This is a genomic window from Streptomyces sp. NBC_01016 (genome assembly GCF_026341035.1).
Lineage (GTDB): Bacteria > Actinomycetota > Actinomycetes > Streptomycetales > Streptomycetaceae > Streptomyces.
In genome coordinates this window covers 3,942,122-3,959,727 of the sequence record NZ_JAPEOQ010000002.1, presented here as the reverse complement: position 1 = coordinate 3,959,727, position 17,606 = coordinate 3,942,122, and the positions used below count along the sequence as shown (strand labels likewise).

14 protein-coding genes are annotated in these 17,606 nt (G+C 71.1%); 10 read left to right on the top strand and 4 right to left on the bottom strand.

Annotation, left to right across the window (positions count from 1 at the left end; genetic code table 11):
- Nucleotides 1-9: 9 nt before the first annotated feature.
- Nucleotides 10-1,125 carry an alanine dehydrogenase gene (gene ald, locus OG746_RS44685; protein WP_266725263.1) on the bottom strand — a complete coding sequence of 372 codons (1,116 nt, stop codon included), beginning with the start codon at nt 1,123-1,125 and terminating at the stop codon, nt 10-12.
- Between the two features lie 253 nt (nt 1,126-1,378).
- Here ald and pdxR point away from each other — a divergent pair, with 253 nt between their 5' ends.
- Nucleotides 1,379-2,869: a MocR-like pyridoxine biosynthesis transcription factor PdxR gene (gene pdxR, locus OG746_RS44680; protein WP_266725261.1), complete on the top strand. Its 1,491-nt coding sequence runs from the start codon at nt 1,379-1,381 to the stop codon at nt 2,867-2,869.
- A gap of 3 nt (nt 2,870-2,872) precedes the next feature.
- Here pdxR and OG746_RS44675 read toward each other — a convergent pair whose 3' ends face one another.
- Nucleotides 2,873-3,643 carry an IclR family transcriptional regulator gene (locus OG746_RS44675; protein ID WP_266725259.1) on the bottom strand — a complete coding sequence of 257 codons (771 nt, stop codon included), beginning with the start codon at nt 3,641-3,643 and terminating at the stop codon, nt 2,873-2,875.
- A 269-nt stretch (nt 3,644-3,912) separates the two neighbouring features.
- Here OG746_RS44675 and xsc point away from each other — a divergent pair, with 269 nt between their 5' ends.
- The 4 genes from xsc to OG746_RS44655 all read left to right on the top strand — a co-directional run bounded on the left by xsc (nt 3,913) and on the right by OG746_RS44655 (nt 9,230).
- Entirely contained in the window at nt 3,913-5,739 is a 1,827-nt protein-coding gene (gene xsc, locus OG746_RS44670; protein WP_266725257.1) for a sulfoacetaldehyde acetyltransferase, read from the top strand.
- Between the two features lie 97 nt (nt 5,740-5,836).
- Nucleotides 5,837-7,516: an amidohydrolase gene (locus OG746_RS44665; RefSeq protein ID WP_266725255.1), complete on the top strand. Its 1,680-nt coding sequence runs from the start codon at nt 5,837-5,839 to the stop codon at nt 7,514-7,516.
- Complete coding sequence (locus tag OG746_RS44660) at nt 7,513-7,773, top strand: DUF3311 domain-containing protein (protein WP_266725254.1); 261 nt, start codon at nt 7,513-7,515, stop codon at nt 7,771-7,773. The genes OG746_RS44665 and OG746_RS44660 overlap by 4 nt, the downstream gene beginning before the upstream one ends.
- Nucleotides 7,770-9,230 carry a sodium:solute symporter family protein gene (locus OG746_RS44655; protein WP_266725252.1) on the top strand — a complete coding sequence of 487 codons (1,461 nt, stop codon included), beginning with the start codon at nt 7,770-7,772 and terminating at the stop codon, nt 9,228-9,230. Before OG746_RS44660 ends, OG746_RS44655 begins: the two co-directional genes overlap by 4 nt.
- Nucleotides 9,231-9,282: 52 nt before the next feature.
- On the opposite strand, the gene OG746_RS44650 is transcribed toward OG746_RS44655, so the two are convergent.
- Nucleotides 9,283-11,862: a beta-L-arabinofuranosidase domain-containing protein gene (locus OG746_RS44650; protein WP_266725250.1), complete on the bottom strand. Its 2,580-nt coding sequence runs from the start codon at nt 11,860-11,862 to the stop codon at nt 9,283-9,285.
- A 181-nt stretch (nt 11,863-12,043) separates the two neighbouring features.
- Between OG746_RS44650 and OG746_RS44645 the strand changes: the two genes are divergently transcribed.
- Nucleotides 12,044-12,481 (top strand): VOC family protein, encoded by a 438-nt coding sequence (locus tag OG746_RS44645; protein WP_266725249.1) that lies wholly within the window; start codon nt 12,044-12,046, stop codon nt 12,479-12,481.
- 256 nt (nt 12,482-12,737) lie between these two features.
- On the top strand, nt 12,738-13,022 hold the full coding sequence (locus OG746_RS44640) for a cupin domain-containing protein (protein WP_266725248.1): 285 nt from the start codon (nt 12,738-12,740) through the stop codon (nt 13,020-13,022).
- A 21-nt stretch (nt 13,023-13,043) separates the two neighbouring features.
- On the opposite strand, the gene OG746_RS44635 is transcribed toward OG746_RS44640, so the two are convergent.
- On the bottom strand, nt 13,044-13,853 hold the full coding sequence (locus OG746_RS44635) for an SAM-dependent methyltransferase (RefSeq protein WP_266725247.1): 810 nt from the start codon (nt 13,851-13,853) through the stop codon (nt 13,044-13,046).
- Between the two features lie 104 nt (nt 13,854-13,957).
- Between OG746_RS44635 and OG746_RS44630 the strand changes: the two genes are divergently transcribed.
- The 3 genes from OG746_RS44630 (at nt 13,958) to OG746_RS44620 (ending at nt 17,581) form a co-directional block, all read left to right on the top strand.
- Nucleotides 13,958-14,488: a TIGR03086 family metal-binding protein gene (locus OG746_RS44630; protein WP_266725246.1), complete on the top strand. Its 531-nt coding sequence runs from the start codon at nt 13,958-13,960 to the stop codon at nt 14,486-14,488.
- Nucleotides 14,489-14,602: 114 nt separating this feature from the next.
- Nucleotides 14,603-16,015, top strand: coding sequence for a purine-cytosine permease family protein (locus tag OG746_RS44625; protein ID WP_266725245.1), 1,413 nt, complete (start codon nt 14,603-14,605; stop codon nt 16,013-16,015).
- Nucleotides 16,016-16,027: 12 nt separating this feature from the next.
- Nucleotides 16,028-17,581 carry a hydantoinase/oxoprolinase N-terminal domain-containing protein gene (locus OG746_RS44620; protein ID WP_266725243.1) on the top strand — a complete coding sequence of 518 codons (1,554 nt, stop codon included), beginning with the start codon at nt 16,028-16,030 and terminating at the stop codon, nt 17,579-17,581.
- The last annotated feature ends 25 nt before the right edge of the window (nt 17,582-17,606 follow it).

Genomic DNA, 17,606 nt, shown 5'->3' with positions numbered 1-17,606 from the left:
CGTTCGTGTTCACAGCAGGGCTTGGTCCACGTCCACGTGCTTCATGTCGTGGGCCTCGGCCACCGGTCGGTAGGTGAGCCGCCCGCCGAGCGTGTTGATGCCCCGCTTCAGCGCCGGGTCGGCCGCCGCGGCCGCGCGCAGACCGTGGTCGGCGATGGCCTGGACGTAGGGCAGCGTCACGTTGGTGAGGGCGTGGGTGGAGGTGTGCGGGACGGCGCCGGGCATGTTGGCGACGCAGTAGAAGAGGGTGTCGTGGACCGGGTACACGGGGTCGGCGTGGGTGGTGGGCCGGGTGTCCTCGAAGCAGCCGCCCTGGTCGACGGAGATGTCGACGAGGACGGCGCCCGGCTTCATACGCGCGACAAGGTCGTTGCTCACGAGGCGGGGTGCCTTGGCACCGGGGACGAGGACGGCTCCGATCACCAAGTCGGCATCGAGGACTGCGTGTTCAAGGGCGAGGCGGTTCGAGGCGAGTGTGGTGATGCGGCCCTGGTACATCCGGTCGGCGGCGCGCAGCTTGTTCACGTCGGTGTCGAGCAGCACGACGTCCGCCCACATGCCGGTGGCCACGGCGACCGCGTTCATGCCCGCCACTCCGGCGCCGATGACGACGACGCGGGCCGGGCGGGTGCCGGACACGCCTCCGGTCAAGACGCCGCGCCCGCCCCCGCCGCGCATCAGGTGGTACGCCCCGACCTGCGGCGCGAGCCGGCCCGCGACCTCGGACATCGGGAAGAGCAGCGGCAGCGAGCCGTCCGCCGCCTGCACCGTCTCGTAGGCCACACCGGTGGTTCCGGCGTCGAGCAGCGCTTGCGTGCAGGCACGGGACGCGGCGAGGTGGAGGTAGGTGAACAGCACCTGGTCGGGGCGGAGCCGGTGGTACTCCTCTGCCACCGGCTCCTTCACCTTCAGGACCAGGTCGGCCCCGGCCCACACGTCGTCGGCCCCCGGCAGGACCCGGGCGCCGGCCGCTGCGTAGTCGGCGTCGGGCAGCGCGGAGCCGGTTCCCGCGCCGGACTCGACGGTGACGGTGTGGCCGTGTGCGGTCAGTTCGTGGACCCCTGCGGGGGTCAGGGCGACGCGGAACTCGTTGTTCTTCACTTCCCGCGGAATACCGATCCTCACGGTTCGACTCCCCTCTGGCCCGGCCCGGAATGCGGCGCGGACGCGGTGCGACAGGCGTGGGTTGGCGCGCTCGACACGAGTTGGGGTGGAGGCTGCGACGTCGGGACAGAGCCTGCGTGGAAGGCGGCGTCGGCCGTGCACTCTCGTGCGCCGGGGCCACCACGGCTACCGTGCCGAACGAGACGGCGACCGCAACAGGTCCAGTTGCGTGCACGCTGATGGTGCCAGGCCGACGGCGAGACGGAGGCGGTACGTGCCGCGTACGTTGATCGAGATCGAGCGGGGCCGCGGGGAGCCGCTGTACCGGCAGGTGCGGCAGGCCATCGAGCACGGGATCGCGTCGGGGCGGCTCGACGCGGGCGGCCGGCTGCCGTCCTCGCGGCTCCTGGCCCAGGAGTTGGGCGTGTCACGGAACACGGTCACCGCGGCCTATCAGGAGCTGGTGGCGGAAGGCTTCGTGGAGAGCAGGGCCCGTTCGGGCCTGTTCGTCAATCCGCGGATGCCGCCTCGTACCGAGCCGGAGCCGGCGCCTCCGCAGGAGCACGCCTTCGACTGGTCGGGGCGGCTGCGCGGCCGCGAAGGGGACCGGCTTCCGCACATCGAGAAGCATCACGACTGGGCGCGCTACCCGTACCCGTTCCCCGCCGGGCAGGTCGATCCGCGGGCCTTCCCGGCGCGGGCCTGGGTGCGCTCGCTGAACCGGGCACTCGACCGGCCGCACGCCGCCTGGTCGTTGCAGGACTGCGTGGCCGACGACGATCCGCTGCTGGTGGAGATGGTCCGCTCCCACCTGCTGCCCGCACGCGGCATGGCGGCGGAGGCGTCCGAGGTGCTGATCACCATCGGCTCGCAGCAGGGCCTTGACCTGCTGGGGCGGGCGCTGCTCGGGCCCGGCTCCGTGGCTGCCGTGGAGGACCCCGGGTACCTGGACGCACGGCACATCTTCCTGCGGGCCGGGGCCCGGCTGCACCCCCTGCCCGTCGACGCGGACGGACTGCGCCCGCCGGACACCCTGCGCGGCGTCGACCTGCTGCATGTGACACCCAGTCACCATCACCCGACCAATGTGACGTTGGGGCCGGGGCGACGGCAGACGCTGCTCGCGGCGGCCAGGGAGGCGGGCACGGTCGTCGTGGAGGACGACTACGACAGCGAGTTCCGCTACGAGGGCAGTCCCACGCCCGCGCTCAAGTCGCAGGACACCACGGGGCAGGTGGTGTACCTGGGCACGTTCTCCAAGTTCCTCGCGCCGGGCCTCAGGCTGGGCTATCTCGTCGGGTCGACCGAACTCGTCGCACACCTGCGGGAGTTGCGTCGCTACTCGGTGCGCCACCCCTCCGGTCATCTGCAACGGGCGCTGGGCCTGCTGATCGAATCGGGTGACTACCAGTTGGCCGTACGGCGCAGCCGGGCGCGCCTCGGAACGAAGTGGCGGCTCATGCGGGACGCGGCGAACGCGTCGCTGCCGTGGGCGAGTTCACCGGCACCGGGCGGGGTCAGCCTGTGGATGTCGGGGCCGGAGGGGCTCGACTGCCGGGAGCTGGTGCGGCGGGCACGCGAGCGCGGCGTGCTGATCGAGCGGGGTGACATCTTCTTCCTGGCGGGCCCGGAATTCCTGGCGGGCCCGGACCTCGATGCGCTGCGGCACTTCCGGGTCGGCTTCGCGGCGCCACGGGCGGAGGTCATCGAGCCCGGGATCGCGATCCTCGGCGCCGTCGTACGGGAGTTGCTGCCGGCGCAGTGACCTTCAGTCCGCCTCGACCCGGGCGATGCGTTCGGCCGCCTGCCGCAGCATTGGCACCAGTTCGACGGCCCGCTCCACACTGACCCGTACGGCGGGCGCCTGGAGGGCGACGCACTGACGCACCCGCGATCCGGCCGGGTCACCGTCCGGCTCGCGGGGCACGGGCACGGCGGCGCACACGAGGCCGGGCAGGAACTCCTCGTCGTCCAGGGCGAATCCATCCCTGCGCACCTGGTCGAGCTCGACCTCCAGGGCGTCGGGGTCGGTGCGGGTGCGCGCGGTGAACGCCTTCAGCGGGGCCGCGGTGAGGATCTTGCGGCGCTGGGCGGCGGGCAGGAACGCGAGGATCAGCTTTCCGCTCGCGCTGCAGTGCACCGGGACGCGGGAGCCGGGCCGCAGGGCGAAACGCAGCGGCTCGGGGGTCTCGACGCGGTCGAGGTAGACGACCTCCGGCCCGGCCGGCGCGGTCAGGTTGCAGGTCTCGCCGATCTCGTCGACGAGGTGGCGAAGGACGGCATGCCGGGCCGCGTGGTGGGCGCCGTGGCTGAGCAGGTCCTCCGCGAAGGTGCGCAGCCGGCCGCCCGCGCCGTAGCGGCGGCCGTCGCCCTGTCGGTCGAGGAGCCCCGCGCCCTCCAGCTGCTGCAGCATCCGGTGCACGGTGGGCTTGGGCAGGCCGGTCTCGGCAACCAGCTCGGTCAGGGTGACCAGGCGGTCGGTGCGGGCGATGTGTTCCAGCAGGGCGAACAGGCGCAGGGCCGGGGTTCCGTCCTCCATGTGCACCATCCTCAACTCTCCCTCACCGATGGCCAGTTGGCGACTCTCCGACCAGGCCACTGAACAGACCCCTGAACAGGCCCCCGAACGTAGCAGCACGTCCCGGATTTCGGTACGCACGGTTGACGCTGCCGAGATGCCCGCTCTACGGTCCTCGACGTGTCCCGCTTTTGGGAACACCGCGTACCGGATCCCGGAACCTGCTCGCCCCCACTGAACATGCGCCACCCCGCACCAGCACCGACAGCACGTCGAAGGGTGGAAACTCCATGACCAGCAGTGCGCCCCAACCCCAGTTCACGACCGAGGACGGCCGTCAGGTGGCCGCCGGCGTGCAACGGATGACCCCTTCCGAGTCGTTCGTGGAGACCCTGGTCTCGCACGGCGTCAAGGACATCTTCGGCATCATGGGCTCGGCCTTCATGGACGCGATGGACATCTTCGCGCCGGCCGGCATCCAGCTGATCCCGGTCGTGCACGAGCAGGGCGCGGGCCACATGGCGGACGGCTACGCGCGGGCCAGTGGCCGGCACGGCGTGGTGATCGGCCAGAACGGTCCGGGGATCTCCAACTGCGTCACCGCGATCGCGGCGGCCTACTGGGCACACTCCCCCGTTGTCGTCGTCACGCCCGAGGCGGGCACGATGGGCATGGGGCTCGGTGGCTTCCAGGAGACCAATCAGCTCCCGATGTTCGAGGAGTTCACCAAGTACCAGGCGCACGTGAACAATCCGCGCCGGATGGCGGAGCTGACGGGCCGCGCCTTCGACCGGGCGATGAGCGAGATGGGTCCGACGCAGCTCAACATCCCGCGCGACCACTTCTACGGCGACATCGAGGCCGAGATCCCGCGCCCGTCCCGCCTCGACCGGGGCCCTGGCGGTGAGCGCAGCCTGGAGGAGGCGGCGCGGCTGCTCGCCGAGGCCGAGTTCCCGGTGATCATCTCCGGTGGCGGTGTCGTCATGGGCGACGCGGTCGAGCAGGCGAAGGCGCTGGCCGAGCGGCTCGGCGCGCCGGTCGTCAACTCGTACCAGCACAACGACTCGTTCCCCGCGAGTCACCCGCTGTGGTGCGGACCGCTCGGCTATCAGGGTTCCAAGGCGGGCATGAAGCTGCTCGCGCAGTCCGATGTGGTGGTCGCGCTCGGCACCCGGCTCGGCCCGTTCGGCACGCTGCCGCAGTACGGCATGGAGTACTGGCCCAAGAACGCCAAGATCATCCAGATCGACGCGGACCATCGCATGCTGGGCCTCGTCAAGAAGATCGAGGTCGGGATCTGCGGGGACGCGGGCGCCGCGGCGCAGTCCCTCGTGCACCGGCTCGACGGCCGTGACCTCGTCTGCGAGGGGACCCGCGCCCGGCGTTCGGCGACCATCCACGCGGAGAAGGACGCCTGGGAGAAGGAGCTGGACGGCTGGATCCACGAGACGGACGCGTACAGCCTCGACATGATCGCCGAGCAGGACGGCGAGGACGGCTCCTGGCTGCACCCGCGTCAGGTGCTGCGCGAGCTGGAGAAGGCGCTGCCGGAGCGGGTGATGGTCTCCACCGACATCGGCAACATCAACTCGATCGCGCACAGCTATCTCCGTTTCGAGGAGCCGCGGTCCTTCTTCGCCCCGATGTCCTTCGGCAACTGCGGCTACGCGCTGCCGACGATCATCGGCGCCAAACTGGCCGCGCCCGAGCGCCCGGCGGTCGCCTACGCGGGCGACGGCGCCTGGGGCATGAGCATGGGCGAGATCATGACAGCGGTGCGGCACGACATCCCGGTGACCGCGGTGGTCTTCCACAACCGGCAGTGGGGCGCCGAGAAGAAGAACCAGGTCGATTTCTACGACCGCCGGTTCGTCGCGGGCGAGTTGGAGAGCGAGTCGTTCGCCGGGATCGCCCGCGCGATGGGCGCCGACGGCGTGATCGTGGACCGGCTCGAGGACGTCGGCCCGGCGCTGAGCAAGGCGGTCGCGGCGCAGATGGACGAGGGGCGCACCACGGTCATCGAGGTCATGACGACCCGTGAGCTGGGCGACCCGTTCCGCCGCGACGCCCTGTCGAAGCCGGTCAGGCACCTCGACAAGTACCAGGACTACGTCTGATCGCTGTACGTCCGATCGCTGTACGAGCACGTCCGGGGCGCCCGCGGTCGGTGCGGGCGCCCCGCCCTCCGTCCCTCTCCCCTGGTGGTGATCATCCGTGCCGAGCCTCCTCCCCCGCCCCGCCGATCCCCTGCACGCCGCCGACACGATCCTGCACGGCGGCACCGTGCGCACCCTGGACCGCGCCGGGCACACCGGCACGGCGCTGGCCGCCCGCGACGGCAAGGTGCTCGCCGTCGGTTCGGACGCCGACATCCTCACCCTCGCCGGTCCCGCCACCACGCTGCGCGATCTGAGCGGCCGGTGCGCCGTGCCGGGGTTCATCGAGACCCACAACCACCCCACGTTCTTCGGCCTGACCCTCGCCGCGGAGGTCGACGCGGGCAGTCCGCCGAACGACCGGATCGCGGACATCGTGGCCCGCGTCGAGCAGGCCGCCGGGCACACCGAGCGGGGCGAGTGGATCCGCGGCTACCGCTACGACGACACGCTCCTGGCCGACGACCGGCACCCCACGCGCGCCGATCTGGACCCGGTCTCGCCGCATCATCCGGTGTGTCTGCAGCACATCTCGGGCCACTTCTGCGTGCTCAACTCGGCGGCCCTCGGGCGCCTGGGCATCAACCGGGACACCCCCGACCCGGTCGGGGGTGTCATCGTCCGCGACGCGAAGGGCGAGCCGACCGGTGTGCTCGCGGAGACCGCCGCGTTCGCCGCGTACGCGGGCATGCCGAAGCCCGGCGTGGACGACCTGGCCGACGCGATCGGGCGGGCCGGTGACGCGTATCTGGCGGCGGGTGTCACCACGGTTCACGACACGGGACTCGGCCTCCAAGGCGGCCCCGGCGAACTCGACGCCTACCGCAGGGCCCGGCTCACCGGTCGGCTGCGCAACCGGATCCAGGCGTACCTGGTGCAGGACCTGTTCCCGGAGCTGGCACAGGGGCGGCTCAGCCCCGTGGAGTCGGCCGTCGCGGGGCTCGGGGACGACGAGTTCCGGGTGGCCGGCGTCAAGATGTGGGCGGACGGCTCGATCCAGGGCCTGACGGGGTGTGTCTCGGACGGCTACGCGTGCGCCCCGGACAAGCACGGGCTGCTGATCTTCCCGCCGGACGACCTGTCCCGGCGGATCGCGACGCTGCACGAGGCGGGCTGGCAGGTCGCCGTGCACGGCAACGGCGACGGCGCGATCCAGGCCATCCTCGACGCGTACCAGAAGCTGGGCCTGGACCCGGAGTCCGCGGACCGGCGCCACCGCATCGAGCACTGCCAGATGGCGGGTGAGCGGCAGCTCGCGGACATGGCTCGGGCCGGTGTGCACGCCTCGTTCTTCGTCAAGCACGTCTACTACTGGGGCGACCGGCACCGCGACCGCTTCCTCGGCCCCGAACGGGCGGCCCGCATCGACCCGTTGGCCTCGGCCCGCCGTCACGGCGTCACCTTCGGCCTGCACTCGGACACACCCGTGGTCCCGGTGCCGCCGCTCGAGGGCATGTGGTGTGCGGTCGACCGGATGACCCACGACGGCCACCAACTCGGCCCCGAGCAGCGGGTCGACGCGGAGACCGCGCTGCGCGCCTACACCAGCGAGGCGGCCAAGCTGGCCTTCGAGGAGGACCGCAAGGGAACCCTGGAGCCGGGCAAGCTGGCCGATGTCACGGTCCTGTCCGAGGACCCGACTGCCGGCGGCGAGCTCAGCCTGCGCGATCTGACGGTCGAGGCGACGGTCATCGGCGGCGACGTCGTCTGGGAACGAACTCCCGGAGGCGCGCGATGAGTTCACCACCGACCGAGCCCACACGCCGTCTCCCCCGCAGCCTCTGGCTGGGCCTCGGTGTCCCCTCGTTCGCGCTCCTCGTGGTCATGCCGCTGCTCGCGAACACGGACGTGTACGTGGCGGGCATCCCGCTGCTGTTCCTGTGGGTGTTCGCCTGCTTCCCGCTGACCACCCTGTGTCTGAAGCTGGCGTGGCGGATGGACCGGAAGCACTACCCCGAGGACACACCGAACTCCTCGGAAGAGGTGTCCCGATGATCGCCACGGTCTTCTTCGTCATCATGGTGCTCTCGGTCCTCGTGGCGTTCAGCGCCCGGCGCGGCATCCGCAAGGTGTCCATCAGCGAGTACTTGGTCGGCGGCCGTTCGTTCCCGCCGTGGCTGCTGTACTTCCTCGCGGTCGGCGAGGTGTACAGCATCGGCACGATGATCGGTTTCCCGGCCGGGATCTACGCCAAGGGCGCCAGCTACGGCGTCTGGTTCCTCGGCTACATCCTGCTGGCCTATCCGCTCGGCTATTACGTGGCTCCGCTGATCTGGAGGGCCGGGGTGCGCTACGACGCGATGACCATCCCCGACGTGTTCGGCCGCCACTTCCGCAGCCGCGGCCTCGAACTCATCACGGCGCTGGCCCTGTTGGTGGCCCTGGTGCCGTGGGGCCAGTACCAGTTCATCGGCATGCAGGTGGTCCTTACGGCGCTCGGGCTGCCGATCACGCCGGTGCAGGCGGTGATCCTCGCGGGCGTGATGGCGTTCCTGTACGTCGCCGTGTCCGGGGTGCGGTCCCCGGCGTTCGTGTCCATCCTCAAGGACGGGCTCATGGTGCTGGGTGTGGTGGCCGCGGGTGTCGCCGCGCTCGTCGCGGGCGGTGGCATCGAGGCGGTCACGGATCCGGCGGCCGTGCCGCGCGCGCAGGTCACCATGTCGGGCAGCCCGATGGTGTTCGCGCTGACCACCATCGTCTTCCAGGCGGTCACCTTCTATCTGGGCTTCTCCGCGGGCTACATCTTCACCGCACGCTCCGAGCGGGCCATCAAGTCCTCGACGGTGTGGATGCCGTCGTACATGCTGATGTACCCGTTCCTGGTGGCCACGGCCTACTTCGCGTACACGGCCGGCAAGCATGTCGCCGATCCCAACACGGTGTTCATGGAGGTCGTGCGTGATGTGCTGCCGAACTGGCTGGTGGGTGTGGTCGCGGGCGGCGCGGGCCTCTCCGGGGTGCTGGTCCTCGCGGTGACGGCGCTGTCGATCGGTGGCATCGTCTCCCGCAACCTCGCGCCGAACCTGCGCCCGGAGGCCCAGCGGCGGTGGACGACGCTGGCCGTCGCGGTGTTCCTGGTGGCGGCCGCCGTGCTGACACTGACGGCGTCGTCGCTGATGCTGACCGTGCTCAACCTGACGTACTACCTGCTGGGCCAGCTGATCCCGGGCTGGTTCGCCCTGCTGTTCTTCCGGCGGGTGCGGGCGTGGGCGGTGGCGACCGGCATGATCGCGGGTGTCGCCGCCTCCCTGGTCCTGTACGTGGTCGAGCCCGACCTCGGCGGGGTCAACGCGGGCCTCGTCACAGTGGTGTTGAACGCCCTGCTCACCTTCGGCCTGAGCGCGCTCGCCCGGTCCCGGCCGTGTGCCACGGAGCCGCCGCTGGTGTCGGTGCCCGCGCCCCGGCCGGGAGCCGCGGACACCCCGGACGAGGAGCCGGCCGCGCTGCGCTGACGGTGGAGCGGGGCGGGTGGGGATCGGCGTGCCCCCACCCGCCCCGCGGTCCTCAGGCCCCGGCCAGTTCGGCCACCTCCGCGGCCGTCAGCGTCTTCCCGTACACCCGGAGGTCGTCGAGCGCGCCCTTCAGATACGGGTCGGCGTACTGGGACTTGCCGAGGTATCCGGCGCGGATGTGGTTGCCGAACATGTCCGGCTGCGCGGTGACATGTTCGTTGCGGCCCTTCTCCTCGCCGTCGACGTACAGCACGGCCGTGCCGTTCCCGTACGTCAGCGCCACGTGCACCCAGGTGTCGGTGGGGAGTTGGTCGACGTCGATGCGCTCCTCCGCCCCTGCGCCGCCGGCGGTGATCGCGAACCGCAGGGTGTCGGCGTCGGAGCGTGGTGTCAGGAACAGGTTGGCGGAGGCCCCGCTGCCGATGTCGAATACGCGTGTCCACGTCTCGGGCGTCCCGTCGAGCTTCACCCAGGTCGCCACCGAGTACGCGGTCGCGCCGGCCAGCATGTCGTCGGCCAACTTCACGTAGCCGTCGGACCCGTTGAGGGCGACGGCGCCGCCGGTCTTCCCGCCGGTCGTCCAGGTCGCGCCGGCCACCAACTGGGCGGTCTTGCCGTTGCCCGTCGCGTCGGCGGCGGTCGTTCCGGAGGTCTCGTCGAAGCGGTGCCAGGCGGCGAACTCCGGTGGCGGGGGCGGCGGTTCGCCCGTCAACCAGTAGGCCGTGTAGTACACGTGGTGGGTGCGGGCGATGGGCAGGAGGGTGACGTTCTCATCGTCGGCCCGCGCCGTGAATCTCATCGGCGCGGCGGCCGTCTGCTTCACCGACTTCGGGTCGAGCCGGGGCATCCGCATCGCGCCCCGGTCGCCGTACTGCCCGGCGAGCACCACCGGCCCGTACAACACGGCCTGTACGTCCGGGTCGTCGGGCGTCGGCTCGATGACGAGCCGCATGGGGAGGGTGACCTCGATCCGGTCACCGGCCTTCCAGCGGCGGCGCAGCGCGAACCAGCTGCCCGCCTTGGGACGGTCGCCGAGGGCCCGGCCGTTGAGCGTGACGCGCGCCCCCTTCGTCCAGGACGGGATCCGCACCCGCAGTTCGTGCTCGGCGGTGCCTGCCGTGACGGTGAGCGTGGTGGAGGCCTTGTCGGGGAAGCCGGTCGTCTGCCGCCAACTCACCCCCTTCGCCTTCCACTTCACCTCCGCCGGTACGAACAGGTTCACCAGGAGCCGCTCGTCGTCGTGCGAGAAGACGGTCTCGGCGAACTTCGCGTGCGTCTCCATCCCGCTGCCGTGGTCGCAGGAGAAGTTGTCGTAGTCGGTGGAGTAGGCCTTGGGGTCCTCGCCCATGAAGGAGGGCTGCTGTTTGTACGAGCCCGGCGCGAGGCCGGTGTAGTAGATGTTGAAGCCGTGCGCGGAGTCGGGGTCCTGTTCGCCGAGCATCTGGTTGAAGAGGGTGCGCTCGTAGTAGTCGAGCAGGTCGACGCGGTGCGGCGCGTGGAAGTGCATCAGGCGGGTCAGCTTCAGCATGTTGTAGCTGTTGCAGTTCTCGCAGCAGCCGTTGGAGAGCTGGGCGGCGATGGCGTCCGGCTCGTGGAAGGCCTCGCCGTTGCTGTTGCCGCCGATGACGTACGTGTGGTGGTCGGTGACGATCTGCCAGAAGTTCTCGGCGATGGTGCGGTAGCGGTCGTCGAGGCCCTCCTCCCACAGGCGCAGGGCACCCACCATCTTGGGTATCTGCGTGTTGGCGTGCAGCCCGGCGAGCTTGTCCTCGTTCTTCGCGAGCGGGTCGAAGACGACGTCGTGGGTGAACCGTTCGGCGACCTTCAGCCAGTTGCTGTCACCGGTGATCTCGTGCAGATCGGCGAACACGTCGTTCATGCCGCCGAACTCGGTCTGGAGCACCCGCTGCATCTGGTCGTGGCTCAGCGCCCCGGTCCGCTTGTCCACCCAGGCCGCCTGCCGCAGCACCACGTCGAGGGCCTGCTCGCTCCCGGCGAGACGGTGCTGGTCGACGAGCCCCGCCATGATCTTGTGGATGGTGTAGTACGGCGCCCAGACCCCGGACCCGGCTTCGAGCCGGTCGAAAAAGCTCTCCGGGAACGCGGACAGATACCCCTTGCCGAAGCCCGCCTTCGGCGAGGCCTCCTGACACTCCGCGAGTGCGGCGACCAGCTTGCGTCCCTTGTCACGGGCGCCGGTGTCGCCGGTGTTGGCGTACGTCAGCGCGAGCCCGGACAGCAGATGTCCGGTGCTGTGGCCGCGCAGCTCTACGTCGGGCCCCTCCCAGCCGCCGCACGGCTCGGCGTCGGACGGCAGGCCGACGTTCTTCCTGAAGGTGTGCAGCAGCCGGTCGATGTCGACGAAGTGCAGATAGGCGGTGTTGCGCGCCTGGTTGTCGCGGAAGACGCCGGGCAGCAGGGCGACGGCGTCGAGGGGGAAGGGCTCGACGGCGCCCGTCGCGGCTCGGGGTGCGGCATCGGTACCGGAGGCCGGGCTCGCATACGCCGCCGTGCCCATGGCGGTGGGCAGCGCGGCGGCTGCGACCCCGGTGGCGGCGACAGCGATGAACTGCCGTCTGCCAGGGGTGACTTGCGAAGAAGACGATCCGTTGGATCTCTCGGTGCGGCTCACGTCGTGCTCCTCGCGCGGCTATTTGTTCGCGATTTCGGACACTGAACGGGACTCCGGACGCGAAGATAGGCTCGCCCCACCCCATGGTCAACACCCCGCGCACCGCTCCCACGCATACCGGCCCGCCCACCGGGACAGGGATCACTCGGCCCCGACCCACCTCCCGCACAAGGAGTTTCCGATGCCGCTCGCACCCTTCCATCTCGCCATCCCGGTCGACGACCTCGCGGCCGCCCGCGACTTCTACGGCAAGGTGCTCGGCTTCGCCGAGGGACGCTCGGACACCCGGTGGATCGACTGGAACTTCGGGGGCCACCAAGTGGTCACCCATCAGGTCGGCGACGGGACACCGCGCGGCGGGGACGAGGCCGTCGCGGGCACCAACCCGGTCGACGGGCACGAGGTGCCGGTGCCGCACTTCGGCCTGGTGCTCCCGGTGCCGGAGTTCCGGCGCCTCGCCGAACGCCTCACCGCCGCCGGCACGGACTTCGTGATCGAGCCCTATGTGCGCTTCCAGGGCGAACCGGGCGAGCAGTGGACGATGTTCTTCCTCGACCCGGCGGGCAACGCCCTGGAGTTCAAGGCCTTCGCCGACCTCGAGCAGCTCTTCGCGGTCTGATCCGGTTAGGGTCCTTCTGACGGATCAGGCTGGATGCGGGCGGCCGTGAATGTCCGGCGCCGACAAACAGGGTCTGGTGCGTGCAGCTGCAAGGCGGAGGAGGGCGTCAACGCGGAGCGTTGGCAACCGACGACAACGCCGCAGATGTGCGTGCCAGACCCCGCGACTCCAGCAAGATCCGTCAGAAGGGCCCTGGCCTGCCACCTGCGGCGATCCCCCGTCGCCACCGTTCCACCCCGACGAAAGAGCCGTGAACATGAGCACCACCGCCCGCGCCACCGTGCAGCACGAGGACGAGCGCACGCGGGTCACCCGCTGGGACTTCGAGCCGGGGCAGAGCACCGGCCGCCACGTGCACGAGTACGACTACGTCGTGGTCCCGGTGACGGACGGCCACACCGATGTCATCACCCCGGACGGCACGGTCACGCGCAACGAGCTGTTCTCGGGCCGCTCCTACGCGCGTTCGGCGGGCAGCGAGCACGAGGTCGTCAACGCGGGCCAGGAACCGCTGGCCTTCGTGGAGGTGGAGCGCAAGTAGCGCCCCGCCTCCACGGCGTCCTCACGCCTTGCGCCCGACCCCGCACACCGCCGCCTCGACCGCCGACGCCTCGGGCCGCTGGGCGTCGGGCTCCGGGCGCCAGGCCGACGTGTTGACGACTCCCGGTTCGACGAGGTCGAGGCCGTCGAAGAACGCGGCGATCCGCTCCGGTGACCGCAGGTGATAGGTGTGCACCGACTGCTGGTTGTAGCCGGCGACCGCCGTGTTCAGCGCGTCATTGTTGTTCGTGCCGTCGGTCAGGGCCAGGTAACTGCCGGGCGGCAGCGCGTCCAGCAGCGTGGTCACCACCTCCGCGGGGCGGTCCTCGTCGGACAGCTGCCCCATGATGCTGAGCAGGGTCAGCCCGATCGGCCGGTCGAAGTCCAGGGTCTCGCGCGCCTGGGCAAGGATCCGCTCCGGGTCCCGCACATCGGCGTCCAGATAGGCGCAGGCCCCCTCGGGGGTGCTGGTGAGAAGGGCCCGCGCGTGGGTCAGGACCAGCGGGTCGTTGTCCACGTACACGATCCGGCTGTCCGGGGCGATGCGCTGGGCCACCTCGTGCGTGTTGTCGGCCGTGGGGAGGCCGGTGCCGACGTCGAGGAACTGCCGGATGCCCGCCTCGCCCGCCAGGTACCGCACCGCGCGCACGAGGAACTGCCGCTGGAGCCGCGCGACGGTGGCGAACTCGGGGAACGTGGCGAGGATGGCCTCGCCCACCTCGCTGTCGACGGGGTAATTGTCCTTGCCGCCCAGAAGGTAGTTCCACACCCGGGCGGAGTGCGGGCGGTCGGTCTGCAGCCTGTCGCGGAGTTCGCCATGCGTGTGATCCATGTCCTCAGCTTCACACACAACACGCCGGGCGCACCGATGAGTTCGGGGCCTGGGAGCGGTCTGCACCAGTATCACCACGGCATGCCACCCGAGGAGGACTTACCGTGATCGACCTGAAGCCGGCCTGCGGCCGGATGACCGATGTACTGACCGGCGTGAGCGACGATCAGCTGACCCTGCCCACCCCCTGCTCCGAGTACTCCGTGCGCGAGCTCATCGCCCACGTCGACGAGGCGGCACGGGCCTTCACCGGCTTCGCCCGCAAGGAAACGCCCCTGCCCGAGGAGCCGGGCGACCGGCGGGAGAGCACGGCGAAGAGCGTGCGGGCGCTCGGCGACGCCTGGGACGACCCCGAGGCCTGGCAGGGCGATTCGGACGGGCCGGGGTTCACGCTGCCGAACGAGACGTGGGGGAAGGTGGCGCTCACCGAGATGGTGGTGCACGGCTGGGACCTCGCCAAGGCCACAGGACAGCCCTTCGACCTGCCCGAGGAGACCCTGCGCGCCTGCCACGACCACGTCAGCGGCTTCGTGACGGCGGCGCCACTGCCGGAGCTGTGGGGACCGCCGGTCGAGACACCCACCGACGCACCGCTGATGGACCGCATCGTGGGCTTCACGGGGCGCCGCCCCTGACCCTGCTCCCCGTGCACTCTGCACAGCCACCTCCGTCCCACCGGGCACTGCGCCCACCCCACCCCTCCGGCGGCCGCCGTAGCGTGCGGGCAACCGCAGTCGCTTGGAGGTTCGATGGCCGCCGCACGCGCCGTCGGGGTGGACGACCACGCCCTGACCAGAGTGCCCACCACCGCCCGATACAGCTGGTGGTCCGTAGCCCTGCAGCGGTTCGGGCAGATCTCCGGGCTCAGCCAGTTCGTGCTCGGCGCGACGCTGGGCTTCGGGATGGACTTCTGGACGGCGTTCTGGGCGCTCACCCTCGGCTCGGTGATCGTCGAGGTGCTCTCGATCTTCGTGGGGATCATCGGCGTACGGGAGGGGCTTCCGACGTCCGTGCTCGCACGCTGGACCGGGTTCGGGCGCGTCGGGTCCTCGCTGATCGGGCTCGCGATCGCGCTGAGCCTCATCGGCTGGTTCGGCATCCAGTCGGCGATATCGGCCGACGCGCTCGCCGGGCTCGTCGGGGTGTTCCCCGCGCCCGTGTGGTCGGTCCTGTTCGGGCTCGGTGTGACGGCCGTCGTGCTGTGGGGCTTCGGCTCCATGAACTGGGCCGCGTACGTCACCGTGCCCGCGTTCCTGCTGCTCGTGGGCTGGTCCACGGTGCACGAGCTGGCCCGCTTCGACATCGGGCACCTCGTCGCCTCCGCACCGCCGGGGCCGCAGCTCTCCCTCGTCCAGGGCACGACGCTCGTGGCGGGCGGCGCGATCGCGGGCGCGATCATCACGCCGGACATGACCCGCTTCAACCGGTCCACCGCCGATGTCGTCAAGCAGACCGTGGTGGGCATCTCGCTCGGTGAGTACGTGGTCGGGCTCGCCGGAGTGCTCCTCGCGCACGCCACCCGGTCCGCCGACGTGACCGCGATCGCCGTGTCCTCGGTGGGCTGGGTCGGCACGCTCGTCGTCATCATGGGCGCGCTGAAGATCAACGACTGGAATCTGTACAGCTCCGGCCTCGGCGTCGTGAACTTCATCGAGTCGGTCTTCGGCCGCAAGGTCAACCGCGCCACCGTCACCGTCCTGCTCGGTGTCATCGGCAGCCTGCTCGCGGCGGCCGGCATCCTCGACCGGTTCGCCGACTTCCTGACGCTGCTCGGCGTCGCCTTCCCGCCCATCGCCGCTGTGATGATCGCCGAGTACTTCGTGGTCAAGCGGTGGCGCGGCGACCTGGAGGCCTCGCGGTCCTCGGGCACGCTGCCCGCGACCGCGCCGACCTGGGTCCCGGCGACGCTCGTCGTGTGGGTGCTCGCCTTCTGCGTCGGTGAATTCCTCGACTGGGGCCTGCCCAGCATCAACTCGGTCGTCTTCGCGTTCGTCGCCTACATCGTGCTGGGCCGGCTCGGCCTCGTGCGCGGCGTCGGTGTGTCCCGCGACATGGGAGCCGGTGCTCCGGTGTCCGATGAGACCCCGGGCGTCGCGAGCGGCGACTCCCCCGACTCCCCCGCCCCTCACGTCCCCGCCGCCTCCAGCGGCGCCTCCCGCTAAGGAGAGAGTTCCGTGCGTATCGGAATCGATGTCGGCGGCACCAACACCGACGCCGTCCTGCTCGAAGGATCGCGGGTGCTCGCCACCACCAAGGCCGCGACCAGCCAGGACGTCACGTCCGGCATCGTGTCCGCGCTCGAGGCGCTGCGCGCGCAGCACGCCTTCGACCCGGCGGCGGTCGGCGCCGTGATGATCGGCACCACCCACTTCCTCAACGCGCTCGTCGAGGCCCGCGGCCTCGCCCCGACGGCGGCGCTCCGCCTCGGCCTGCCCGCGACGTCCGCGCTGCCCCCGTTCGTGGACTGGCCGGAGCGCCTGACGCGGGCCGTCGCCGGACGGCCGTACCTGGCGCACGGCGGGCACGAGTTCGACGGGCGGAAGATCGCCGACCTGGACGAGGACGAGCTGCGCCGGCACGCCGCCGACATGGCCGCCCACGGCATCAGGTCGGTGGCGATCTCCTCGGTGTTCTCGCCGGTCAGCGACGAGTTCGAGGTGCGCGCGGCGGAGATCCTGCGCGCCGAGCTGGGCCCGGACGTGGCGCTCTCGCTGTCCCACGAGATCGGCCGCATCGGCCTCCTGGAGCGGGAGAACGCGACGGCGGTGAACGCGGCGCTGCGTGAGCTGGCCGCCGGGATCGTCGACGGTCTTGCCGGGGCGGTCGCCGGATTCGGCATCACCGCGCCGCTGTATCTGAGCCAGAACGACGGCACGCTGATGGACCTGGAGTACGCGCGCCGCTACCCGGTCGCCACCTTCGCCTCGGGCCCGACGAACTCGATGCGCGGCGCCGCGGTGCTGTCCGGTCTCGACACCTGCGCGGTCGTCGACGTCGGCGGCACCACCAGCGACGTCGGCGTCCTGGCGCAGGGTTTCCCGCGCGAGGCGGGGACGGCCGTGGACGTGGCGGGGGTGCGCACCAACTTCCGTATGCCGGATGTGCACAGCATCGGCATCGGCGGCGGTTCGCTGGTCGTCGAGGACGGCGGCCGGGTCACGGTCGGCCCGCGTTCGGTCGGCTACCGGCTCACCGACGAGGCCCTCGTGTTCGGCGGCTCCACGCTGACCGCCACCGATGTCGCGGTCGCGGCGGGGCTCACCGACATCGGTGACCGCTCGGCCGTCGCCCATCTCGACGCGCGCCTGGTGAAGGAGGCGCTCGACACGATCGCCGCCGACATCGCCCGCGCGGTGGAGTCGATGCGGACCTCGCCCGAGCCTCTGCCGGTGGTCGCGGTGGGCGGCGGTTCGGTCCTCCTCCCTGACACCCTGCCGGGCTCCGGAACGGTCCACCGGCCCGACCACTTCGCGGTCGCGAACGCGATCGGCGCGGCCATCGCGCAGGTCGGCGGCGAGGTCGACCGGGTCTACGCGATCGACGCGGGGCGCCGCGAGACCGTGCTCGACGAGGCCCGGCAGGAGGCGGTCGACCGGGCCGTCGCCGCGGGCGCGAACCCGTCCGGGGTCCGCATCGTCGAGTTCGACGAGGTCCCCGTCCCCTACCTGCCGGGCAACGCCACCCGCATCCGCTGCAAGGCCGTGGGCGACCTGCAACAGGTCGACTGAGCCCCGCGCCCCACCCACGTAAGGA

What these genes read in the sequence shown, in the direction of transcription:
- xsc (WP_266725257.1), top strand. Translation starts at nt 3,913, where the DNA reads ATGACCAGCAGTGCGCCCCAACCCCAGTTCACGACCGAGGACGGCCGT.
- OG746_RS44625 (WP_266725245.1), top strand. Translation starts at nt 14,603, where the DNA reads ATGGCCGCCGCACGCGCCGTCGGGGTGGACGACCACGCCCTGACCAGA.
- OG746_RS44645 (WP_266725249.1), top strand. Translation starts at nt 12,044, where the DNA reads ATGCCGCTCGCACCCTTCCATCTCGCCATCCCGGTCGACGACCTCGCG.
- OG746_RS44640 (WP_266725248.1), top strand. Translation starts at nt 12,738, where the DNA reads ATGAGCACCACCGCCCGCGCCACCGTGCAGCACGAGGACGAGCGCACG.
- OG746_RS44635 (WP_266725247.1), bottom strand. Translation starts at nt 13,853, where the DNA reads ATGGATCACACGCATGGCGAACTCCGCGACAGGCTGCAGACCGACCGC.
- OG746_RS44655 (WP_266725252.1), top strand. Translation starts at nt 7,770, where the DNA reads ATGATCGCCACGGTCTTCTTCGTCATCATGGTGCTCTCGGTCCTCGTG.
- OG746_RS44675 (WP_266725259.1), bottom strand. Translation starts at nt 3,643, where the DNA reads ATGGAGGACGGAACCCCGGCCCTGCGCCTGTTCGCCCTGCTGGAACAC.
- OG746_RS44660 (WP_266725254.1), top strand. Translation starts at nt 7,513, where the DNA reads ATGAGTTCACCACCGACCGAGCCCACACGCCGTCTCCCCCGCAGCCTC.